General features: G+C 59.0%; 21 protein-coding genes. 9 read left to right on the top strand and 12 right to left on the bottom strand.

Annotation, left to right across the window (positions count from 1 at the left end; genetic code table 11):
• The first annotated feature begins 4 nt into the window (after positions 1-4).
• Positions 5-610 carry an Hpt domain-containing protein gene (locus tag LSQ66_RS23330; protein ID WP_231767553.1) on the top strand — a complete coding sequence of 202 codons (606 nt, stop codon included), beginning with the start codon at positions 5-7 and terminating at the stop codon, positions 608-610.
• Here the strand turns inward: LSQ66_RS23330 and LSQ66_RS23325 are convergent.
• Positions 607-810, bottom strand: a complete 204-nt coding sequence (locus LSQ66_RS23325) for a hypothetical protein (protein WP_231767552.1) — start codon at positions 808-810, stop codon at positions 607-609. The two genes, LSQ66_RS23330 and LSQ66_RS23325, sit on opposite strands and share 4 nt — an antisense overlap.
• A 327-nt stretch (positions 811-1,137) precedes the next feature.
• On the opposite strand from LSQ66_RS23325, the gene LSQ66_RS23320 reads away from it, so the two are divergent.
• Both LSQ66_RS23320 and LSQ66_RS23315 read left to right on the top strand, forming a co-directional pair.
• A complete protein-coding gene (locus LSQ66_RS23320) occupies positions 1,138-1,320 on the top strand; it encodes a hypothetical protein (RefSeq protein ID WP_231767551.1) in 183 nt (60 codons plus the stop codon).
• Positions 1,321-1,332: 12 nt separating this feature from the next.
• On the top strand, positions 1,333-2,082 hold the full coding sequence (locus LSQ66_RS23315) for a hypothetical protein (protein ID WP_231767550.1): 750 nt from the start codon (positions 1,333-1,335) through the stop codon (positions 2,080-2,082).
• On the opposite strand, the gene LSQ66_RS23310 is transcribed toward LSQ66_RS23315, so the two are convergent.
• Positions 2,079-3,542, bottom strand: a complete 1,464-nt coding sequence (locus tag LSQ66_RS23310; protein WP_231767549.1) for an HD domain-containing phosphohydrolase — start codon at positions 3,540-3,542, stop codon at positions 2,079-2,081. The two genes, LSQ66_RS23315 and LSQ66_RS23310, sit on opposite strands and share 4 nt — an antisense overlap.
• A gap of 62 nt (positions 3,543-3,604) precedes the next feature.
• Here LSQ66_RS23310 and LSQ66_RS23305 point away from each other — a divergent pair, with 62 nt between their 5' ends.
• From LSQ66_RS23305 to LSQ66_RS23295, 3 genes are all read left to right on the top strand, one after another.
• Entirely contained in the window at positions 3,605-4,096 is a 492-nt protein-coding gene (locus LSQ66_RS23305) for a DUF2306 domain-containing protein (protein ID WP_231767548.1), read from the top strand.
• 93 nt (positions 4,097-4,189) lie between these two features.
• Complete coding sequence (locus tag LSQ66_RS23300; RefSeq protein ID WP_231767547.1) at positions 4,190-4,579, top strand: BPSL0067 family protein; 390 nt, start codon at positions 4,190-4,192, stop codon at positions 4,577-4,579.
• On the top strand, positions 4,576-5,004 hold the full coding sequence (locus LSQ66_RS23295) for an STY0301 family protein (RefSeq protein ID WP_231767546.1): 429 nt from the start codon (positions 4,576-4,578) through the stop codon (positions 5,002-5,004). The genes LSQ66_RS23300 and LSQ66_RS23295 overlap by 4 nt, the downstream gene beginning before the upstream one ends.
• A 230-nt stretch (positions 5,005-5,234) precedes the next feature.
• Here the strand turns inward: LSQ66_RS23295 and LSQ66_RS23290 are convergent, their stop codons facing one another.
• From LSQ66_RS23290 to LSQ66_RS23275, 4 genes are read right to left on the bottom strand one after another with little or no spacing between them, the layout of a single operon-like run.
• Positions 5,235-8,003, bottom strand: a complete 2,769-nt coding sequence (locus LSQ66_RS23290; protein ID WP_231767545.1) for a restriction endonuclease — start codon at positions 8,001-8,003, stop codon at positions 5,235-5,237.
• Between the two features lie 25 nt (positions 8,004-8,028).
• Entirely contained in the window at positions 8,029-10,038 is a 2,010-nt protein-coding gene (locus tag LSQ66_RS23285) for a site-specific DNA-methyltransferase (protein ID WP_231767544.1), read from the bottom strand.
• Positions 10,039-10,056: 18 nt separating this feature from the next.
• The gene (locus LSQ66_RS23280; RefSeq protein ID WP_231767543.1) at positions 10,057-12,984 is read right to left on the bottom strand and encodes an SNF2-related protein; all 2,928 of its coding nucleotides are present in this window, start codon (positions 12,982-12,984) and stop codon (positions 10,057-10,059) included.
• Complete coding sequence (locus tag LSQ66_RS23275; protein ID WP_231767542.1) at positions 12,981-13,178, bottom strand: helix-turn-helix domain-containing protein; 198 nt, start codon at positions 13,176-13,178, stop codon at positions 12,981-12,983. The genes LSQ66_RS23280 and LSQ66_RS23275 overlap by 4 nt, the downstream gene beginning before the upstream one ends.
• 144 nt (positions 13,179-13,322) lie before the next feature.
• Here LSQ66_RS23275 and LSQ66_RS23270 point away from each other — a divergent pair.
• Positions 13,323-14,473, top strand: a protein-coding gene (locus LSQ66_RS23270) for an IS3 family transposase (RefSeq protein ID WP_231766978.1) whose coding sequence is annotated in 2 segments (ribosomal slippage) — positions 13,323-13,563 and positions 13,563-14,473 — 1,152 coding nt in all. Because the reading frame shifts where the segments join, the coding sequence is not laid out codon by codon here.
• Here LSQ66_RS23270 and LSQ66_RS23265 read toward each other — a convergent pair.
• From LSQ66_RS23265 to rpmH, 6 genes are all read right to left on the bottom strand, one after another.
• Positions 14,409-14,975: a tyrosine-type recombinase/integrase gene (locus LSQ66_RS23265; protein WP_231767541.1), complete on the bottom strand. Its 567-nt coding sequence runs from the start codon at positions 14,973-14,975 to the stop codon at positions 14,409-14,411. The two genes, LSQ66_RS23270 and LSQ66_RS23265, sit on opposite strands and share 65 nt — an antisense overlap.
• Positions 14,976-15,153: 178 nt before the next feature.
• A complete protein-coding gene (mnmE, locus tag LSQ66_RS23260) occupies positions 15,154-16,533 on the bottom strand; it encodes a tRNA uridine-5-carboxymethylaminomethyl(34) synthesis GTPase MnmE (protein ID WP_231767540.1) in 1,380 nt (459 codons plus the stop codon).
• Between the two features lie 58 nt (positions 16,534-16,591).
• A complete protein-coding gene (gene yidC, locus LSQ66_RS23255) occupies positions 16,592-18,277 on the bottom strand; it encodes a membrane protein insertase YidC (protein ID WP_231767539.1) in 1,686 nt (561 codons plus the stop codon).
• Positions 18,278-18,286: 9 nt separating this feature from the next.
• The gene (yidD, locus tag LSQ66_RS23250) at positions 18,287-18,541 is read right to left on the bottom strand and encodes a membrane protein insertion efficiency factor YidD (RefSeq protein ID WP_231767538.1); all 255 of its coding nucleotides are present in this window, start codon (positions 18,539-18,541) and stop codon (positions 18,287-18,289) included.
• Positions 18,538-18,933 carry a ribonuclease P protein component gene (gene rnpA, locus LSQ66_RS23245; RefSeq protein ID WP_269449114.1) on the bottom strand — a complete coding sequence of 132 codons (396 nt, stop codon included), beginning with the start codon at positions 18,931-18,933 and terminating at the stop codon, positions 18,538-18,540. Before rnpA ends, yidD begins: the two co-directional genes overlap by 4 nt.
• Positions 18,934-18,969: 36 nt before the next feature.
• Complete coding sequence (rpmH, locus tag LSQ66_RS23240) at positions 18,970-19,104, bottom strand: 50S ribosomal protein L34 (RefSeq protein ID WP_040378179.1); 135 nt, start codon at positions 19,102-19,104, stop codon at positions 18,970-18,972.
• Positions 19,105-19,479: 375 nt separating this feature from the next.
• On the opposite strand from rpmH, the gene dnaA reads away from it, so the two are divergent.
• Both dnaA and dnaN read left to right on the top strand, forming a co-directional pair.
• Positions 19,480-20,886, top strand: a complete 1,407-nt coding sequence (gene dnaA / locus LSQ66_RS23235; RefSeq protein ID WP_231767537.1) for a chromosomal replication initiator protein DnaA — start codon at positions 19,480-19,482, stop codon at positions 20,884-20,886.
• Between the two features lie 95 nt (positions 20,887-20,981).
• A complete protein-coding gene (gene dnaN / locus LSQ66_RS23230) occupies positions 20,982-22,088 on the top strand; it encodes a DNA polymerase III subunit beta (RefSeq protein WP_231767536.1) in 1,107 nt (368 codons plus the stop codon).
• Positions 22,089-22,096 lie beyond the last annotated feature (8 nt).

The following is a 22,096-nucleotide window of genomic DNA, read 5'->3' as shown; positions in this document are numbered from 1 at the left end:
AACGATGGCCGGACTTTCCGCATCCCTGCTTGCCAGCACCGTGCCGCTCGACACCGCCCTCGGCATGGAGCGGCTGATGGGCGACCGCCGCATCTACCTGCAGATCCTGAAGCGCTTCCGCCACGACTACGCCGCGGCGGTGCAGGACGCGCTCATCCAGCTGGAAGGCGGCGACGTTGAAACGGCGCGCCGCACCATCCATACCCTGAAAGGCGCGGCAGGGCTGATCGGCGGGCAGGAGGTGTATGCGCTGGCGCAGGAAGCGGATGCAGTCATCGCCCGCGGCGAAGGCGCGGCGTTGCGCCGTCTCGACCATGCGCTGATCCGCCTGCTGGCGATGATCGACGGCGAGCTGCTGGAAAGCCCGGTGCTGCCGGATACGATGCCGCCGCCCATGCCCGCTCAAGCCGAGCTCGATGCCCTGCTGCGGCGCCTGGCGCAAATGCTGGATGAAGGGAACGGCGAGGCGATCGATGTGCTGGAACAGCATGCCTCGGTACTGGCTGCGGCGCTGGGGGTCAACGTGTATGAGACCGTATCGGCCGCCGCGCACGAATTCGATTTCGAGGGCGCGCTCGCGGCCCTGAAACCCTTGCTGCAAAATGCTTAAACGTCGTACTGCGCTTCTTCGTCGAAGGAGTCCTTGCATTCCCGGTCGCAGAAGCGGCGCACGCTGTCGAGCGGCTTTTCGCAATACCAGCAGGATCCCTTGGCGGGCAGCATGCGGCTGTTACGTGGCGGCTGCGTCATTGTCGTCAGCAGTCCCGCACTAGCGCTTTCGATCGGCAGGTTGTCTTGTACCGGTTCCATGAGGTTCCCCTTTCAGACAGCACTTCAAGCCAACGTAGCTTAGATTACTTCCGGTGGAAGCGCACAGGCATGAGCGGTATCAACGGCCTGCACAAGGCAAAGTGGCATTTGCTTGAATAAATAATAGCAGGATTAAATCAGGTCAACAGGCAGCGCTATGTGCGTTAGAGCACGTAAAACGCACACTGAACCCGGCTGTCAGAGGGAGACAAAAATTTTTCAATGGAAAGCATGTGTGCGATAGGCGCGGGCGCGTCTTACGTACGCAACGTTTGCCCGTTTGCGCGAGCGCTATACAGCGCACCGCACCTGTGGCACAGTAAAGCGATGAAAGCCTTTAAAAGCAAACTGGCAACCAGACTGCTCGCCGATCCGGTGGCGAAAGCCGATCTGCGCCGCTTCCTTGCGAACAAGAGCGTTCCGGAAGGGGCGCCTGATACCTTGATTCGAGACAGCAGCGGAGCAGTCTATCGCGCGCGCACGATCCCCACGAAGAACACGGCATCCTAGACGGGCGGCGAGATGAACATCGCACTCCCTGCGATCGTAATCTTCCTGCTTCTTCTCCCCGGCTTTATCTTTCGCTCGCGAATCAAACGGGCGGAACGCACTTCACTGGACTACTCTCCTTTCGGCCAGGTCGTCACTGAAGGAGTTCTCTGGTCGATAGGGCTACACACAGCCTGGCTTACGCTCGCGAGTGCGACCGTGAGTCTGCGGCTGGATACGGCGGCATTCCTGGGCCTGCTCATCTCTGATCCAAACGCGCAATCAAGGGCGGTGGCCGCAATTTCGGGCCACTCTGCGAATGTTGCGGGCTACGCCATCTCTCTGATTGTCTTCTCTTACTTCATTCCGAAAGCGATCCGACTGGTGATTTCGAAATATCGGCTGGATCGGGCAGGTAAGCGGTTCAGCTCACTGTTCCGTTTTCATCAGGCGCCGTGGTACTACCTGCTGACAGTGTCAGACAGAGAGGATGAACCCGCCTTCGTCGTCGTGTCTGCAATTGTCAACGTTGCTGGCGAAGCTATTCTGTTCACAGGAATAGTGGACGAGTTCTTTGTGGATCCGGAAGGAAGACTCGACAGGCTGGTTCTGGAGGAGGTGATGCGTCGGCCGATCACTGTAGACAAACCCCGTGGCCAAGTCCAACAGTCTGACCTGACTGAACGGTTCTATCCTATCGATGGTGATTACTTTGTTCTGCGCTATAACGAATGCATTACCTTGAATATCGAATACATCAGACTGAATGCTGCGGCAGCTTAGAGCAGCCCCATTAATGAAGCTTTCAGTGTTGCAGCAGCACGGCTGTTGCATTCAAGCTTACGGAACACGCTTTCGAGGTGGGTGCGCACGGTGGCGGGGCTGAGGCCCAGCTGGCGGGCAGCCTCCTTGTTGCTTTCGCCTTTGCTGATGCGCTGCAGGACCTCGCGCTCGCGCGCCGAGAGCTGCACGCTGTGTGTGGTTTTGCTCGGCGCAGCGAGTGCGGCGCTTCTTCCGTCCAGCGCAGCCACGACGGCGGCATCGAAGCGGCCAAGGGCCATCTGCTTCTCCATATGCGCCCGCGCTTCCTCAGGCTGCATGGGCGCGCGCCACGGGCGGGGAGATTGCAGCGCGATCCAGCAGTTGGCCACCGGCAGAATGCACAGCGCAGACCCCGTGGCGGCGCCGGAGGCGGCGCGGAAATAGCCCGAGCCGTCCAGCCGCTCGTAAGCGTAGGACGCCATTTCCGCCTCATTCTTCAGGGCCGGAACCAGATTGGCGAGACGGGCGGTCCAGTAGGGCCCCAGGCGCACCTGCTCCCAATCGGAGGATGAGAGAGGCCCCTCGCGGTTCCACACCTTGTTTGGGATGGCCACGCGTCCGAGGCTGTGCAACAGTGCCGACCGGCGCACCAGCGCTTGTTCCTCCTGCGGCAGCTGGAGGCGTGCGGCCAGCTCGCCAGCGGTGTTTGCGCAAGCGCGCGAAAAGCCCGTCAGCCAGGGCAGCTTCAGGTCAATCGCATCCGCCAGCAGCGAGAGCGGCACCTTGCGCGATTGGGCAAGCGGTATGGGAAGCGGAGCTGCATCGAGCTCCTGCAGCCAGGCCTGCAGACTGGCGCACGCCAGCTCGGCGAAGGCTCGGGGGTAGACCACTTCGGCGCGCTGAGCGATCAATGCGGCCGCCTGCGGCAGACCGTGTTCGCGCGCCAGCAGTTCACAATCTCCTGCCAGATGGACGATCAGCACCGGCAAGGGAATCTCATTCCCCGCCAGCCTGCCCGGTACGCCACTGCCATTCCATTTTTCGAAGAGGAAGTCCATCGCGATATTGATGGAGGGGGACAGGCCGAGCGCGGACACAATGAGCGAGGCCACTTCGCAGTGAACGGCGGCGATATGCGGCGCCTGCTGGGCGAGGTCCTCGGGCGCCACGATCACCTGCATCTCCTGCGGACGCAAGGCGAGCATGGCGCGCCGTCCCTGCACATCGTCGGCAATCACGCCGGCGACATCGCTGGCGTTGGCCGTGCAGCCCGCCCAGCGCAGAAGCGCGACTTGCTCTGCCTCTTCGCCGATGCCAGCTTCCAGCCCCAGGTCCTGCGCGATGCGCCGGGCCAGCCAGGCGACGCGGCGCGAATGCGTGGGAGGCTGCCCCATGCTCAAGTCGCCCATGAAGGCGAAGGCAAGCAGGGCATCGGAAACGGAGATCGAATCGTCCATGGACGGATGATATCGGATATTCATCCGATACCGGGATCGCGCCTCTGCGAGCACACTGCACGCATCGACTATTCAAGGAGAACGAAATGCTGTTCGGACTTTCCCAACTTGGCGTCTTCCATACCGCCATCAGCCTTGTCGCCGTTGCGAGCGGCGCTGCCGCCTTGTGGCGCGATCGCAGGATCACCTCGCGCAATTCGCTGGGAAGAATCTATGTGGTAACGACCCTTGTCACCTGCGTGAGCGCTCTTGGCATCTTCGCACACGGCGGCTTCGGTCCGCCGCATATATTCGCCCTGGTCACACTGGCCACACTGCTCCTTGCGTTCGGCGCCGAGCGCCTTGGCATGTTCGGCCGCAAGGCGGCCTATGTGGCCACCATCGGCTACTCCGCCACCTTCTTCTTCAGCCTCATTCCCGGCATCACGGAGACCTCGACGCGGCTCCCGCTTGGCAATCCACTATTGGCGAGCCCTGAAGCGCCAGCCCTGAAGACCGCTTACCTGGTGCTGCTGGTCCTGTTCCTCGTCGGCGCGGTGTTACAGGCGAAGATGATCAGGGCCCTGCACAATTCGTGAGCTCAAGACGCCGCAACAACTCCATTGTTGCGGCTCAATGTTCCAACCCGCCGTCGCGCCAGAATCGAAGCTCTTCATTCTTCGGAGAACAATATGGCGTTCATCTACAAGGAAGCGAGCCGTCTGGACAAGCAGGAAAAGATTGGCGACGGTGAATGCGTGACGCTGATTAAACACTTCACGGGTGCAGGCATGACCAGAACGTGGAAGCAAGGCGCCGCTGTGGCTGGAAACCGCGCACTGCGGGAAGGCACCGCTATCGCCACCTTCGTCAACGGCCGCTGGCGCGGGCTCGCTCACGGCAATCATGCGGCGTTCTATCTCAGCCAGGTGGCGGATGGTGTCTATATAGTCGACCAGTGGAAGAACAACGCCACAAAACCCCTGATCTCCAGGAGATTCATACGAAGACTGGGCAAGGACAGCCGGGGCAACTATATCCGGCCGACCGAAAACGCGGACGCCTACTCGGTGATCGAATGATGAAATGGTTCTACCTGCTGGCGCTATGCGCCAGCTTCACAGAGGCATGCGCCGCATCCTTCAAAATCGAATGCCCGGCACAGATTGCCAGCACCTCGCTTCGACTGAGCGGCACGCCAACGGGATGGCGAGGTCATGTCTCATCACCGCTGTTCCTGCACAATGCTGCCCCCATCGACGGCCCCCCGGAAGACCTGGGATCCCTGATGGGGGAAACCATCAAGGAATCGAAGAACCATTGGGTGATTCGATATTCGCTGGACGGTCCCTTCCCCAAAGGGAAATGGTTCACCTGCGACTATGGCTCGCTCAACGAGGTTTCGCTGAGCCGGCAGCTTCCCGGCAACACGATGGAATGCACAGTCACCGGCCGGAAAGGCGTTCATGCCGGAGAGAATACGTTCGAAATCGTGTGCCGGAACTAGCTATTCGATGCAGAATGTTGAGAGCACGCCAATATGCCTTTAGATAAAAGTCTTCCGACACCCCACTCCCATATTGTGTACCAAAGCGTGTACCAAAAGTGCAATCCGTTGGTTGACGAGGGTGGCAATCAACTTCTTCAAGCAGCTTGCATCGCCAACTCCAAGCGAAGTTCACCACGCTAAGCGCCGCCTCGGCGCGAACAACGTGCTCCCATCCATCCCAAGCGCTATTAACTGCCTCCTGCTATCAGCTCCTCCAACGTCGTGACATCTTTGAACGTCACGTTATCGACCAGCTCAAAATGCTTGCGCCCACAGGCAATTTGCAGGTTTTCTGCAGGGCGGCGGTTGGCTTTGACGGTTGTGGACTTGGTTTCTGCTACAAAGTAGACCCGGCTGTCGTTCTCCAGCACCACAGCCCAATCGGGGTTGTAGGTCCCCAAGGGGGTCGGGATCTTGAATTTGCCTGGCAGCTTGAAGAAGAATTTGACCCGTTCATCTACCGTGCAGTCATGGGCAAACTGGCTCTCGGTATCGCTGTCACTTAAAACGCATGAAAACGCTTCGCCAACGGGCGCTTTTTGCTCGTCCAGCGGCTGGGCTTCCAGCAAAGTTTTCTCTATGGGCGTCGTCATGTCGTCCTGAGCGGGCGGGTACACGCTGCTCAGGTACGTTTCCAGCTCTTCATTTAGCAGGCTCATCTCATAGCGACGGCCATTGATGGTGTGGTACTCAATACCCTCTACCATCAGCGTTTGCAAGCACGTGCGAATGGCTGAAATTGCCAAGTCCAAAAATGCCTGCGCGTTAAGCAATAGCTCGTTTAAGCGGCCTGATCCGTCCAGGATGGCGAATAGTGTCGTCCGGGAGAGGTGCACTCGATTCTGGATGTAGGAATACACATCGGGCACCGTAGTGCCATACATCACCGCGTCAGTGTCATTCGTCGCGGTGTGAATGCCTTGCACACCTTCAGCACGCATGACAATTTTGGCCTTATCGGCGCGTATCTTTGGCGGCTTCACTGCGGGGTATTGGTTCAGATCACTCAACGCCTTCACACACTCTGCAATCAGCCTAGGAGTGTCCAACCGCACGCTATAACGAGTCTGGTAGCTGATCTTGTTCCAGATCGCCTGGAACAGTGCCTCTTCTTCGGGATTTAGTGTCTTGCGCTGGATGCGCGCCTTAGCACGGGCGTTCTTGATGCGCTTATCAAAGCTCACGCCAGTTTCTTCCTCGATCTCCTGCTGCAGGGCCTTCGCAAAGGCTTCGTAGCTTTCGTTCGGGATCACGGTCAACACATTCACGCGCTTATCTTGAACGCGTTCACCATTCTTGTTCACGCACAGGCGCAGACCCCGACCAATTTCTTGGCGCTTTTTCATAGCGCTCTTGGTTTCGTTGAGGGTGCAAATCTGGAACACATTGGGGTTGTCCCAGCCTTCGCGCAAGGCCGAGTGGCTGAAGATGAACTGCAGCGGCTCGTCAGCGCCCAGCAGCCGTTCCTTTTCTTTCATAATCAGCTGGTAAGTGCTGTCGTCCTTGGCCACCGTGCCCGAGGTGTCCACCCACACCGTTTTAGCCTTGGCACCCTTGCCTTTTTTGTCGCCCGAGAAGTAGCCGTCGTGAACTTCGTTGGCCGCATGGGGAATCAGCCCACGATATTTGGACATGCTGGTGTATTTGTTGAATGCCTCTTCAAACCAGACCTCAAACTTTCCTGCCACCCGGTTGCCCTCCTCGTCGAAGGTGCGGTAGTTGGCCACCTTGTCAATGAAGAACAGGCTCAGCACCTTCACGCCAATGGGCTGAAAATTTTTCAGCTTGGCAAAGTGCGCGGCCACCGTGCGCTCGATCTGGAACTTCATCACATCATCGGCCAGGCCACCTTGCGCCTGGCTCACCCGCAGCACACGACCGCCCGAAAATTCGATCTCATCGTTACTCAAAAACTCGTTCAGGATGTATCCATCGCGATAGACGTCCCGCCTGCCCGACTTGTCGTAAAGGTCATCCCCCAGCTTGAGCGTCAGCTCCTTGCGCTTGGGGCCAGTTTTGTCATTCACATCCAGGCGCACTTTGGCCGTGATGCCCTTCGCTTTGGCGTCGATGCTGATTAACTCCACAAACGCCTCGTTGTGATCCTCGTCCGCCAACACACCGTCCACCTCGATCTGCTTGACCAGCCCTAGGTCATAGGCCTGCACCGGATTGAGCGAATACAAGAGGTTGTAGGGGTTTTTGTGGGTGGCTGAATAACGCAGCGTAAAGAGTGGGTTCAAGTCCATCAAAGCACGACGGCGGACATCGGTTTCAAAGTTTTGTGGCTCGTCCACGATGACAATAGGGTTGACGGCTTTGATGTACTCGATGGGGGCAAACGCACGCTCGCCCTTTTGCTTGATCTTGTTGTTGTCCTTGGTGAAGCTGTCGATGTTGATCACCAGCACACTCAACGCATCGCACTGGGCAAAGTGGCGCAATTCGGTGAGCTTATCGCCGTTGTACAGAATCGGCACACAGGGAACGTTCGCATAGTCGGCCGCAAAGTGGCTTCGCGTGATTTCTAGATTTTTCATCGTGCCTTCGCGAATGGCCACGCTGGGCACCACCACCACAAACTTCTTAAAGCCGTAGAGCTTGTTGAGCTCGTACATGGTCTTGATGAAGGTATAGGTCTTGCCCGTGCCCGTCTCCATCTCGATGGTGAAGTTCAGCGGGCAAAACACCTCTTTACCGTTGTCCGACAGCGAGGCCACCAGTTCGACAGACACGGGCAGGCTATTAGCCTTCTGCACTGCCTGCACGTTGGCCAACACTTGCTCTTCCGAGAGTTGTAACGCGTTGCCAATGCTGCCATTGGCCGCATAGGTCACGCTGCCATTCTGACCCGCGAGTGCAAAATCGCTCTTGGCCAGGGGCTGGCCATCGAAGACCTTGACGACGGCGTCCACCGCCTTGGTTTGGTAGTCCTGGTGTGAAAACTGGAGTTTCATCGTTTGACTCATGGCGATGGCTCTCTCAAATCACCGTCAGGCCAATGTCCAGCCCTGCCAGCTCCAGCTGTAGATTCGACAGCATCTCGTCGGCCCCATGTCCATCCTTGCCCGCAAAGCAGGAGTTGAGCATCACCACCTGCGCTGGGCGGGAGCGAACGATTTCCTCTTTCAGCGCCTCGGTGTAAGGCTCAAAACACAGCCACATGTGCTTGTCGTCGTGCGTCAACACCCGATGCACCGTCACGCCCGCCACTTGCAGAGGCTTGCTGATGGCGTGCACACCCAAGGTGCCCAGGCCGTGCTTGAGCAGTAACTCCGTCAGCATGGCGGTTTGCGCGTCCACCTCTTGCGGGGCCTGCCCGGTTTTTTCAGTGCTTTGGAACAGGGCCAGCTGGTCGCGCAGGGCCTGCGCGTCGTTCACGTCGCCGCGCCAGACCTTGAAGCTGGACGGGGCCAGCTTGAAATGCGCACAGGCCAAGTCGGCGGTTTTGTCCGGGTGCTCTGCCTTCAGCTTAGCGATTACCTTGTCGATTCTGTCTCGGGTGATGTCTGCGATTGTACGGTAACCGGATTTATAGGCCTCGCTGTCTTCGTCGAGGAGTTCGGGCATTTGGACCGATATGGATTGACGACATCCACCGTCGTCACAGTTCAGTTCCATAATTGCTTGCGTCGTTGTTCCGCTTCCAGCGAAAAAATCCATTGCAATAAAATCGTTGCCGTTTGCCATATTTGAAAAATATTTCACTAGGGAAACTGGCTTTGGGTAGTCCGTGAAGGGTACCTCCAGGGCCTGTAGACTTGCCGTTGCTTTTTGTGGCCCACCGAATCCCGATAGAATTGAAATGACATGGCTTGGCTCGCCTCTCACCTTAACCGCCTCTATTGCTCCTGTTGCGGAAATCTCAAATGCCGTCGCTTGATCTTTTGCGTCAACTATTTCTTTGCATCCATTGGCGATGAATGCCTCAAGCAAATCTTTTGAACTCCAACCACTGAAAACCCTTGCGGCGTGAGTCAATCGCCCATCTATTACCCTTATTTCATCGAGGACTTGTGGCCAAGAATCTTTTCGGGCCTCAATCACCCCATTTTGAAATGCTGCGGGAAAGCCTGCTGGGAGAAGGACTTCGCTTGGTGGATTCTTCGGCCCGTTTTTGACTATCGTATTTCTTATTTCCGGCTTAAAAATTTTACTGTTGCTTGGAGTATTGGGATCAACTATTAATGGATGAGGAAACGCACTTTCATTTTTTGCATACGCGAGAATGTACTCATGACACTGCTTGAACTTAGCCTGGTTATCGAAGTTGCCATCAGTTCGCCAAGCAAATTGACATAGCAAATTTTCTTCACCAAAAACCTCATCGCACAGCAACTTCAAGTTCGCTGCCTCATTGTCATCAATGCTGATGAAGATCACTCCATCATCAAGCAACAGATTTCGTGCCAAATACAAACGCGGATACATCATGGACAGCCAGGCGCTGTGGTATTGCCCGCTCTCCTTGGTGTTCTTCTTCCACAGGCTTTGCTTGTTCAGATAGCCCGCTTCGTTTTTCTCACCGGTACGCTTTTGGTATTCCTCCAGCGTTTCCGAATAGTCGTCGGGGTAAACAAAGCTGTCGTTACCGGTATTGTAGGGCGGGTCGATGTAGATCATCTTGACCTTGCCGTAATAGCTTTTTTGCAGCACGCGCAGCACTTCCAGGTTTTCACCCTCGATGAAAATGTGCTGCGCTTGAACCGGGTTGTTGGCGTCGGGCAGCAGGGTGTGGCTGCTCGTTTTTTGGATCTCGCGGCGGGCGGCTGATTTGCCAGCCCAGCTCAGTTCGTAATGTTCGCCGCCCGCTGTGTGTTCTTCACCAAGTAATGCCTTAAGCTTGTCGACATTGATCTGCTGATTGTCGCTCAGCAGCTCGGGCGCAGTCTGGCTCAGCAGGGCCAGCAGTTCGGCGCGGCGCTGGGCCAAGGGGTCGGGGCTGTACCCCAGGTCGGAGGTAGCGTTTGTTTGATCGGCTGGACTTGTCATGCTTTCTCTTGTGCTCAATTAGTTAACCTGCCAGCGCACGCTAAACAGGGTCTCGTTGCTTGTTTTTTCTTGTAAGCGCTGCTGGAGCGACACTATCAATTGGTCACGCTCGGCGATGATTTCGTCCTCGACGGAGAAAATTTCCTGACGCAGACGTCGTTGCTTGCGCTCCAGCTCAGACAGTTCGCGCTGGATGCCGTCTTGCTCGTGCAAAGTGACAGCCTTGCGGGCGTCGCGCTTCAACTGGGCGATACGCGCCTTGGTGTTCTTCAGGGCTTCTTCTGCGGCCAGCAGCTTGTCGTCAGCCCAGCGTTCCAGCTTGTCCCGTTCTTCATTGAAGAGGCGCTGGTTGGCTTCCAGCACTCGGGCAATGGTAGCGGTGATCGCACGCTGGCTGTTGGCCAGAAGTGCCTCGGGCACGGCTGTGCTCAAGGGAGTGGGCTTGCTAGCTGCCGGAATGGCCATCAGCTTTTCGCAGGCTTCCTGATCTAACACCTGACCATCGTCAGTGAGGCCTGAGAACAACAGCGCCTCCGTGGTCTCGAACGCGGTGACTCTTACCCGCGCCAGCGTCAGCCAGCCGGACATACCGCGCAGTCGCTCGATGACGGAGATGCGTGCCCCGTGTTTGCTGTAGTCGAGCTTCAAGGTGGCAACAGGCGTCGCAGCATTCAGGCCGCTGTCAATGCTCCACTCCCCAAGCGGATGGCTGAGGCGGTAGGCGTGCGCCAGCATGTCCGGCTGCGTCGAACCTCGAATGAGCTGGTAACGGCCAGCGGATATTCCAGTAGGCGGCTTGCTTAATGAGAATGCGTAGGACTGTTCGTCAAAATGCGCGCGGCCATCTAATGCATAGCAGGTGACGCCCCAAAACCAGCGCCCCAGCTTGTCGAGACGCGCCTCGGCGTCCTGCAGTCGCAGCTTAAGCCGGTCGTGAACATCCTCATCAAAATTTTCCAGAAGCTGTGATTGGGTGTGCTTGATTCGGTCGGCAATGACTTCTTCCAGCTCTGTTTGAAGGGCATTGAAGGCGGCTTCGATCTGCTCGGGTTGACGACAGGTATCGTAGATTTGAAGGATGCGTTTCTCAAAATCGAGGCCACCCTCGATGCGGCCCAGCACTTCATCGCTTGCGCCAAACACGCCCGAGAATAGATTGAATTTCTCAGTGAGCAGTTCCAGAACTCGCTGGTCGGCTTGGTTACGGGTATTGAGGAAGTTGATGACTACCACATCGAAACGCTGACCGTAGCGGTGGCAGCGGCCGATGCGCTGTTCCACGCGCTGCGGGTTCCACGGCAGGTCGTAGTTGATGATCAGCGCGCAAAACTGCAGGTTGACGCCTTCGGCAGCCGCTTCGGTGGCGATCATGATTTCCGCGCCTTTGCCGTCGTCCTTGCGGAAGTGGTCGATCAGCGCGGTGCGGCGATCTACCTGCGGCGAACCGGTGACGCGATCTGTACCTTTATACTGTTCCAGCCAGCGCTGGTAGATAGCGGTGGAGTCCTCGTGGGTGTTCGTCCCGCTGAACAACACCAATTTGCCCGCATGGCCGTTGGCTGAGAGGAAGCGGTGCAGGTATTCCTGAGTGCGCTTTGATTCCGTGAAGATGATGGCCTTACGTGGCGCTCGCAGCTCGGTCATTTTGCCGAAACCCAGGTTGAGCGCCTTCAACAGCGCTTGTGCCTTCGTGTCGGTCTGCAGAGCTCGTGCGGCATCGATGAATGCGGTCAGTTCCTGGATCTCGGCGGTGATCGCCACGCGGGCTGCCTGAGCATCTTTAGCAGCGCAGGGCTTGCCGTTTTCGGCTGCAGCAGCCGTGGGGGCTTCGGCGTCTTCTTCAGCTTCGCTGGCTTCTTCTTCCAGGTAGTCCTGCTCCAGATCGTCTTCGGCGATGAGCTGTTCGACCAACTGGTTGCCGTCGTCCTCCGTTTTGTCTGCCGTTAGTAGGCCTTGCAGTCGCTCGCGGATTGTGACCAAAGTAGCAGCAACAGCGTGCGAACTGGAGGCCAGCAGTTTACGCAGGATCAATGCAGTGAGATGGCGCTGCTGCTTGGGCAGGGCATAAGAGTCTTCCTTTTGCAGAAAGGCCGATATGCGCTCATACAGCGCCTGCTCGTCGTCAGTCGGGTTGAACGGCTGGGTAAGTGCCTTGCGCTCGGTGTACTTGATGTACTCCAGTACGTCACGGCGCAGTGTCCGTTTGGCGAAGGTGGCAAGGCGCACACGCAGTTCATCAAGCCCTGTTCCGCTGTTCATGAATTGCTTGCGGAAGGCAGCTTCATCGCCGAACATGTGCTCATCGATCAGCGTAGACAGCCCGTACAGCTCCATTAACGAGTTCTGCAACGGCGTAGCCGTGAGCATGAGTTTCTTACGGCCGTGCAATGCGCGCTTTAGTGCCTGCCCGGTGCGGTTACTGGCGCGGTGGGCATTGCGCAGCTTGTGCGCTTCGTCGAGGACTACGACATCCCAAGGCACGGCCCGCAACTCGGCTTCCAGCTTGGCGGCGAACTGGTAGGACATTATGACGACTGCCTTGCCAACCTGCCGTTGCAGCGTGGCGAGCGTGTCCCCAGCGGACTGCGTGCGCAGTGAAACTGCATCCATTACGGCGGTGGGTACGGCGAACTTGTCCTGCAGCTCCTGCGCCCATTGCTTTCGTAGGCTGGCAGGGCAGATGACCAGCAGCCGACGGCGACGCTCTGCCCAGTACTGGCAAACTACTAGCGAGGCCTCGATAGTTTTGCCCAGGCCCACCTCGTCAGCCAACAGCACGCCTTCCTGCAGAGGGTTGCGCAGGGCGAACAGTGCCGCCTCTATCTGGTGCGGATTGAGATCGACGCTCGCGTCAAAAAGCGACTGCGAGAGGCGGCCTACGCTGTCGGCGATATGCCGCCTTGTCAACTCATGGGCGTAGTACTTGGCATGGTAAGCAGAGATCAATCTTGACGTTCCTCCGCTTGCGTAGCCTGTGCCCCAATCCAGCCCTCAATGTCAGCCTTTCTAAAGCGCCATGCCCCCCCGACCTTGAAAGCCGGAATTTTTTTAGACGCGGCTAACCGATAAATCGTCCGCTCGGTTACCTTCAAATATTCGGCGACCTGCCTTATTGTCAATACGACATCGGAATTCGACATTTTTAGGCCAACAAGGCTCGCTCAAAGGTAATCTGCGACACTCTAGTGCAAAATTTTCATACCAGCAAGGCACTAGCCGCAGTCTGTGAATCGCCACCATACCACTAGACACTCCTGAGCCATAATTTAGGCAAAGGAGTCATCATGAGCGGAAAGCGGTACACGGAAGAATTCAAGGTTGCGGCGGTCAAGCAGGTGCTGGATCGCGGGCATCCAGCAGCGCAGGTGGCTGAGCGCCTCGGCGTGAGCATTCACAGCATCTACGCTTGGATCAAGCGCTACGGCGTTCCCGAGGCCGAGCGCAAGGCCAACGACGCCCAGACAGAGGAAATGCGGCGCCTGAAGGCCGAACTGAAACGCGTCACCGAGGAGCGCGATATTTTGCGAAAGGCCGCGGCGTACTTTGCCAAGACGTCCGGGTAAGGTACGCCTTCATTCGCGAGCACCAGGCCGTGCATTCAGTCCGGCGGCTGTGCAAGATGGTCAAGGTTCACCCCAGCGGCTATTACGCTTGGTGCATCACTGCCGAAAGTCCGCGTGAGAAAGAGAACCGACGGCTGCTTGGCCATATCAAGCAGTCTTGGCTGGAGAGCGGCGCGGTCTACGGTTACCGCAAGGTCTACGATGACTTGCAGGAGCTTGGTGAGCAATGCGGGATCAACCGAGTTCATCGCCTGATGCGATCTGAGGGCATACGTTCTCAAACGGGCTACGCCAAGCGGAAGTCGAAGCGCGGCGGCCCACCATCGGTCGTCGCACCCAACCACCTGCAACGGGAGTTCGATGTTACTGAACCAAACAAGGTGTGGGTCACCGATATCACCTACCTGCGAACCTGTGAGGGATGGCTCTACCTGGCAGTTGTCTTGGACCTGTTCTCTCGTCAGGTAATCGGATGGTCGATGAGTTCACGGATCGACCGCGAGCTGGCGATGAGCGCTTTGCTGATGGCTGTATGGCGCCGACAACCGACTGAAGAGGTTATGGTCCACTCAGATCAGGGGAGCCAATTTAGCAGCTACGATTGGCGCGACTTCCTGGCGGCACATGGCCTCGTGCAAAGCATGAGCCGACGAGGCAATTGTCACGACAATGCCGTGGCTGAGAGCTTTTTCCAGTTGCTAAAGCGCGAGCGAATACGGCGCAAGACCTATTCGACCCGCGACGAGGCCAGGCAGGATGTCTTCGACTACATTGAGATGTTCTACAATCCAAAGCGTCGCCATGGATTCAGCGAAAGGCTTTCGCCGATCGAATTCGAAAAGCGGCATTCTCTACGGCTGCAGAGTGTCTAGAGAAATGATGGCGATTCAAACCTCTCGACTTAATCTTGTCACACAGCGCCATGATGTCGGCAGGCTTAACTTCAGAGAGCGGCAGGCTTCCTAAAGACGGGTAGACATCCTTCGTCATCAATCGGCGCATGGTTGTCACGTAGCTCTGCGATTTACCAACCATTTGTTCGTCAAGCCATTGCCCCCCAAAGGCAGACACCGTGTTTAGCATGGCCGACTTCGCGATCTGAACCGCTCGCTTTGGTGACTCCCCGCGAGCGACCATCGCCGCCCAGGTGTCACGTTGGGTGCGCGCCGCTCCCAACGAAATTTCGGGATACGGGCCTATAGTAAGGGCTGGCTGTCGAACGCCATGGACTTGGTAGCGATAGCGCCAAATTTTCGAACCACTCGGCATTATTTCGAGCATCAAGCCACCAATATCACTGACGCGATAGCGCTGAGCTTTGGCCTTAAGAGACTTGATCTTGGTATCAGTTAGGGGAGTCGCTTGACGCGGCATAGACACAGCTCCTTTTTTGGTACACGTGTCGATCTAGAGGACAGATGTGTTCCAAATTGTGTACCTAAAACGGCCGGATGTCCATGGGAAACTTTGGACCGCTTTAGAGAACCGCTCCTCCCCGTGTCTAGGGAAATCCTAAGGCTTTAGATAACCTCGGACCCTCTAAGAAATCACTCTACTTTCCGATGCAGAAGCGGCTGAAGATCACGCCCAGCAGGTCGTCGGACGAGAAGGCGCCGGTGATGCTGGAGAGCTGGACCTGGGCGAGGCGCAGCTCTTCGGCGAACAGGTCGAGCGACTGGTCGGTCTGCGCCGCGTGCTGGCCCGCCAAGTCGAGGTGGCGCGCGGCGTTCTTCAGGGCGATGAGGTGGCGTTCGCGCGCGAGATAAAGCGATTCGCCCGTCTGCTGCCAGCCCGCGATGCGCAGCAGTTCGGCGCGCAGCAGGTCGATGCCCAGGTGGGCATTGGCGGACAGGTAGATGTGCGTGGCGTCTTCCATTGTGTCCACCGCGGGCTTGTGGCCCGAGAGGTCGATCTTGTTCCAGATGCGCAGGACGGGAACGCCTTCCGGGAAGCCTGCGGCAATCGATTCGTCCGAACGGGTGGGGCCGTGGTCGGCGTCCAGCATGTGGAGGATGACGTCGGCCTTGCCCACCTCGCCCCAGGTGCGCTCGATGCCGATGCGCTCCACGACGTCCACCGCTTCATCGTGGCTGCGGATGCCCGCGGTGTCGATGATGTTGAGGGGGATGCCTTCGATCTGGATGGTCTCGCTCACCTTGTCGCGCGTGGTGCCCGCAATGGGCGTCACGATGGCGACGTCCGCGCCTGCCAGGGCGTTCAGCAGCGAGGACTTACCCACGTTCGGCTGGCCCACCAGCACCACGTTCAAGCCTTCGCGCAGCAGCGCGCCTTGCGAAGCCTGGCGGAACACGGCGTCCAGCGCTTCCACAATTCCTTTGAGCTGGCCGCGCGCGTCGGATTTTTCGAGGAAGTCGATTTCCTCTTCCGGGAAGTCGAGCGTGGCTTCCACCAGCATGCGCAGGTGCGTCACGCGTTCGACCAGCGCGTGGATGGTCTGCGAGAAGGCGCCGGAGAGGCTCTGCGAGGCCGACTTGGCGGCCGCTTCGGTGGAGGCGTCGATCAGGTCGGCCACGGCTTCGGCCTGGGCCAAATCGAGCTTGTCGTTCATGTAGGCGCGGCGCGTGAATTCGCCCGGCTCGGCCAGGCGCAGGCCGAGCTCGTGCCCTGCCTGCAGCACGCGCTGCAGCAGCATCTGCAGCACCACGGGGCCGCCGTGGCCCTGCAGCTCCAGCACATCTTCTCCCGTATAGGAATGGGGCCCCTTGAAGTAGATGGCGATGCCCTGGTCGATGATGCTGCCGTCCGCATTCGTGAAGGGGATGTAGGTGGCGTGGCGCGGCTTCAGGTCCACGCCGCCGAACAGGGCCTGGGCCAGTGCTTTCAGGTTCTTGCCGGAGGCGCGCACGACGCCGATGCCGCCGCGCCCGGGGGCGGTGGCGATGGCGGCGATGGGGGAGGAATCGAGGTTCATGATGGGATTATAAAAAAACCCGTGCCAAAGCACGGGTTTTTTCTGCAACAGCCGCCGCTTACTTCGCTTCGGCCGGGGCGATTTTCTTGGTGATGATCCACTGCTGTGCAATCGACAGCACGTTGTTGACCACCCAGTACAGCACCAGGCCGGACGGGAAGAACAGGAACATCAGCGAGAAGGCCAGGGGCATGAACATCATCATCTTGGCCTGCATCGGGTCCGCGGGCTGCGGGTTCAGCTTGGTGGTGATGTACATGGAAATCGCGTACAGCACCGGCAGCACGAAATACGGGTCCGGCTTGGTCAGGTCGGTGATCCAGCCCAGCCACGGCGCGCCGCGCATTTCCACGGAGGCGTTCAGCACCCAGTACAAGGCGATGAAGACCGGCATCTGCACCAGGATCGGCAGGCAGCCGCCCAGGGGATTGATCTTCTCGGTCTTGTACAGCTCCATCATGGCCTGGTTCATCTTCTGCGGGTCGCCCTTGTAGCGCTCGCGGATGGCCGTCATCTTCGGCGTCACCACCTTCATCTTGGCCATGCTGCGGTAGCTGGCGGCCGAAAGGGGGAAGAAGATCAGCTTGATCAGGATGGTGAAGGCGATGATGGTCCAGCCCCAGTTGCCCAGCGCGCTGTGGATGTGCTCCATGACCCAGTACATCGGCTTGGCGATGATGGTGAGCATGCCGTAGTCCTTCACCAGCTCCAGGCCAGGCGACACCTTCTCCAGCGCCTTCTCTTCCTGCGGACCGGTGTACAGCTTGGCGCTGTTGGACACAGTGGCGCCCGGCGCCAGGGTGCCCAGCGGCTGCACAACGCCGATGGCGTAGGTGTTGGTGTCCACCTTCTTGGTGAAGATGTCGTGCATGACCTTCTGCTGCGGCACCAGGGCCGACACGAAGAAGTGCTGCGAGATGGCGATCCAGCCGTTGTCGGCCTTGACCGGATGGTCCGGCGTTACGGGCTTGGACGGGTTTTCCTTCTGGGCCGCGTCCTGCTTCTCGATCTTCTCGAAGCTCAGCTTCTTGTAGTGGTCCGCCTGGGTGTACAGCGTGGGCGCGATGAAGCTCGGGTTCATCCAGGACGAGCCTTCCGGCTTGTTGCCGTCGTGGACCAGCTGCATGTAGAGCTCAGGCGCCAGCGGGGAAGCGCCGGTGTTGGTCACGTCGTGGCGCACGTCCACCACGTAGTCGCCGCGCTTGAAGGTGAAGGTCTTGGTCAGGCGTACGCCGCCCTGCTCCGCGTCCATCACGAGCTGGATCTGGTTCGCGTCGCCCAGGGTGCGTGCGCCGGGGCGCACGGTGAAGCCGGTGTTGTGGTTCGGCAGGCCGGGCGCGCCCACCAGGCCCGTCTGGCCCAGGTAGACACGGTTGCCGCCCTGCTGGAACAGCAGCTGGTTCTTCGTCGGGTCGATGCCGTCCTTGTACTTCAGGAGCTCAAGGCGCTTGATCTGGCCGCCCAGCGTGTCGATATCCACCTTGAACACGTCGGTGGTGATGGTCACGGTCTCGCTCTTGAAGGGCGCGGCGGCGCCCGGCACGGCAGCGGCGCCCGCGGCGGTGGCCTGGGCAGCCGGCGCCGGGGTGGCGGCGGTGTTGGCCGCGGCTGGCGCGCTCGCGGTCTTGGCCGGCGCGGGGCCGAACATCGATGGCTGGCCGGTGTAGACCATCCACTCGTTCCACAGGAAGACCAGCGAAACGGCGAAGACGATCCACAGGATGGTGCGTTTATTGATATCCATTGGGTACAGTCAGGAGTGGTTGCAGCCGCAAGCGGCTGTTGGAGAATGCTTGGCGGCGGGCACGGGGTCGTGGCCGCCCGGATTCCAGGGGTGGCAGCGGCAAACGCGGCGTGCGGCCAGCCAGCTGCCGCGCGCGGCGCCATGCACGCGCAGCGCTTCGATGGCGTAGTTCGAGCAGCTGGGATAAAAACGGCAGCGCGGTCCCATCATCGGGCTGATGGCGACTTGATAAAACCGCAGCAGGAAAGTGAGTACAGCTTTCATCGCGCAGGCCGGATCTTGTTTTGCGAGGCGAACAGGCGCGCCAGTTCCTGGCGCAGTTCCGTCTTCAGCCGGGCAGTGGTCGCTGGACCGGCCTTGCTGTTGACCGGCTTGGCCAGGCGCACCACGCAGTCGATGGCGGGCAGGCTGCTGGTGCGGAACAGCTCCCGGCTCACCCGCTTGATGGTGTTGCGCGTGACGGCGCGCGGCGCCAGGCGTTTGGCAACGACCACGCCCAGCCGCGCATGTGGCAGCTGATTCTGGCGGGTATAGAGCACGAAATGCGCGCTTTTCTGGGCAGGGCGCAAACGAAAAACGGATGAAAATTCATCCGTTTTAACGATGCGCCGAGCGCGCGCGAAGTCGTGGGAACCTTCGCCTGTCGAGCCGTTCAAACAGCTGTCCACGCGATCAGCTAACAAGCTTGAGGCTTATACAGCCAGACGCTTGCGGCCCTTTGCACGGCGTGCGTTCAGAACCTGACGGCCGCCACGGGTAGCCATACGTGCGCGGAAGCCGTGGGTGCGCTTGCGACGCACAACGGAAGGTTGGTAAGTACGTTTCATGTTGGTCTCGCTAAAGAAGCAAAAAAATGCAAAATCGGGCCTGGCTCACCTGTGGCGCGCCAGCGGATCCCTTCAGTTATTGGTGCCAATGACATTTCGCGCACTTATGCCACACACTTCCGGCACAAGCTGCCAATCTCATCGCCCGCTTCATCCGCGCTGATCGTAAACTGCAAAATCACGGAGTACGGGCGGGGAACCCTGAATTATCAGCATTTGGGGCCCGGTTGTCAACAGCCCGGCCATTTCCCCGGGCGGGGAACGATGCCAAAAATCCGCAAATGCCTGTGGATAACTCGGCAGGTTAGGAGTTAGAATAGCGTGTTACGTGTGGCGTTCGGAACGCCTCCCCCAGCTTTTGCAGATAGACGATTCATGGATAATTTCTGGCAGACCTGTTCCGCCCAACTGGAACTTGAGCTGACGCCGCAGCAATTCAGCGCGTGGATAAAACCGCTCGTGCCGCTCGATTATGAGAATGGCAAGTTGCGCATCGCGGCACCCAACCGTTTCAAGCTCGATTGGGTCAAGACGCAGTTCGCCAGCCGGATTACCGCCCTCGCCTCGCAATACTGGGAAGCGCCCACCGAGGTGCAGTTCGTGCTCGACCCGCGCACCAACCCGGCCAAGAAGCCGGCTGCCCCTGCCGCCAACGGCGTGGCGGCGCCCGCCGTGCACACCCCCGAATCCCGCGCGGGCGACATGCCGCCTTCGGCCGCCGCTACGGCGGGGAACGAATACGCCAACTCGCGCGGCCGGGAGCAGAGCCGCATCAACACGGACCTGACCTTCGAGAGCTTCGTGACGGGTAAGGCCAACCAGCTGGCGCGCGCCGCCGCGATCCAGGTGGCGAACAACCCCGGCGTGTCCTACAACCCCCTGTTCTTCTACGGCGGCGTTGGCCTGGGCAAGACCCACCTGATTCACGCCATCGGCAACCAGGTGATGGCCGACCAGCCGGGCGCGCGCATCCGCTATATCCACGCCGAGCAGTATGTGCGCGACGTGGTGACGGCCTACCAGCGCAAGGGCTTCGACGATTTCAAGCATTACTACCACTCGCTGGACATGCTGCTGATCGACGATATCCAGTTCTTCGGCGGGAAGAGCCGCACCCAGGAAGAGTTCTTCTACGCCTTCGAAGCGCTTATCGCGGCCAAGAAGCAGATCATCATCACCAGCGACACGTATCCCAAAGAGATCACGGGCATGGACGACCGCCTGATCTCGCGCTTCGACTCGGGCCTGACGGTGGCCATCGAGCCGCCGGAGCTGGAGATGCGCGTGGCCATTCTGCTGAAGAAGGCGAAATCGGAAGGCGTGACCCTGTCCGACGACGTGGCATTCTTCGTGGCCAAGCACCTGCGCTCGAACGTGCGCGAACTGGAAGGCGCCCTGCGCAAGATCCTGGCCTACTCGCGCTTCCACGGCAAGGACATCTCCATCGACATCGTGAAGGAAGCGCTGAAGGACCTGCTCTCGGTGCAGAACCGCCAGATCAGCGTGGAGAACATCCAGAAGACGGTGGCGGACTTCTTCAACATCAAGGTGGCGGACATGTATTCGAAGCGCCGCCCGGCCAATATCGCCCGCCCGCGCCAGATCGCCATGTACCTGGCCAAGGAGCTCACGCAAAAGAGCCTGCCGGAGATCGGCGAGCTGTTTGGCGGCCGCGATCACACCACCGTGCTGCACGCCGTGCGCAAGATCGCCCAGGACCGTACCAAGAACCCGGAATGCAACCACGAGCTGCATGTGCTGGAGCAGACCCTGAAAGGCTGAGGTGGTGGCGTAGCGATTTGCTAAACTGTCGTGCTAAAGCGCAAGAGATGCAAAAGAATTAACAGACTGACTTAACTTTTCATTCGAGGATATTTATGCAACTGGTCAAAACCACCCGAGACACGCTTCTCCGGCCACTGCAGATCGTGAGCGGTATTGTCGAGCGTCGGCACACTATGCCGATTCTGGCCAATATCCTCATCCGCAAGGACGGCGAAAGCGTTTCCTTCCTCTCCACCGACACCGAAGTGCAGATCACGACCCGCGCCGACATCGGTTCCGGCGCGGACGTGACCGGCACCACCGTGGCCGCGCGCAAGCTGCTGGACATCCTGCGCGCCCTGCCGGAATCGGGCGACGTGTCCATGACGCTGCTGAACAAGCGCCTCACCGTGCAAAGCGGGAAATCGCGCTTCGCCCTGCAGACGCTGGCCGCCGAGGAATTCCCCACCGTGCAGGAAGCGGACAGCTTCAACGCCTCCTTCACCCTGCCGCAGAAGACCCTGAAGCACCTGTTCAACATGGTGCACTTCTCCATGGCGCAGCAGGACATCCGCTACTACCTGAACGGCCTGCTGCTTGTTTTGGACGGCAAGAACGTGATCGCCGTGGCCACCGACGGCCACCGCCTGGCCTTCTGCCAGGTGGAGACCGAGCAGGCCTTCGAGCGCCAGGAAGTGATCATCCCGCGCAAGACCATCATCGAGCTCCAGCGCCTGCTGGAAGAGAACGACGAGCCGGTGCAGCTGGATATCGCGGGCAGCCAGGTCAAGCTCACCTTCGCTGACATCGAACTGATCTCCAAGCTGGTGGAGGGCAAGTTCCCCGACTACACCCGCGTGATCCCGAAGGGCTACAAGAACGACTTCACCATCGGCCGCGACGAGCTGCTGCGCTCCCTGCAGCGCGCCGCCATCATGACCAGCGATAAGTTCAAGGGCGTGCGCTGCATCATCAGCCCCGGCTCGCTGAAGATTTCGTCCACCAACGCCGACCAGGAAGAGGCGGTGGAAGAGCTGGAAATCGACTACGGCGGCGACGCCATCGACATCGGCTTCAACGTGACCTACCTGCTGGACGTGCTCAATAACCTCAAGTGCGAGCAGGTGAACGTGGCGCTGGGCGATTCGAACTCCTCGGCCCTGATCTCGATTCCTGACAATCCTGACTTCAAGTACGTCGTGATGCCGATGCGGATCTGAACTCCGCC

The organism is Massilia endophytica (assembly GCF_021165955.1).
GTDB classification, from domain to species: domain Bacteria; phylum Pseudomonadota; class Gammaproteobacteria; order Burkholderiales; family Burkholderiaceae_D; genus Rugamonas; species Rugamonas endophytica.
Note: the sequence above shows the minus strand (reverse complement) of the source record. Positions and strands in the feature narration are given on the sequence as shown.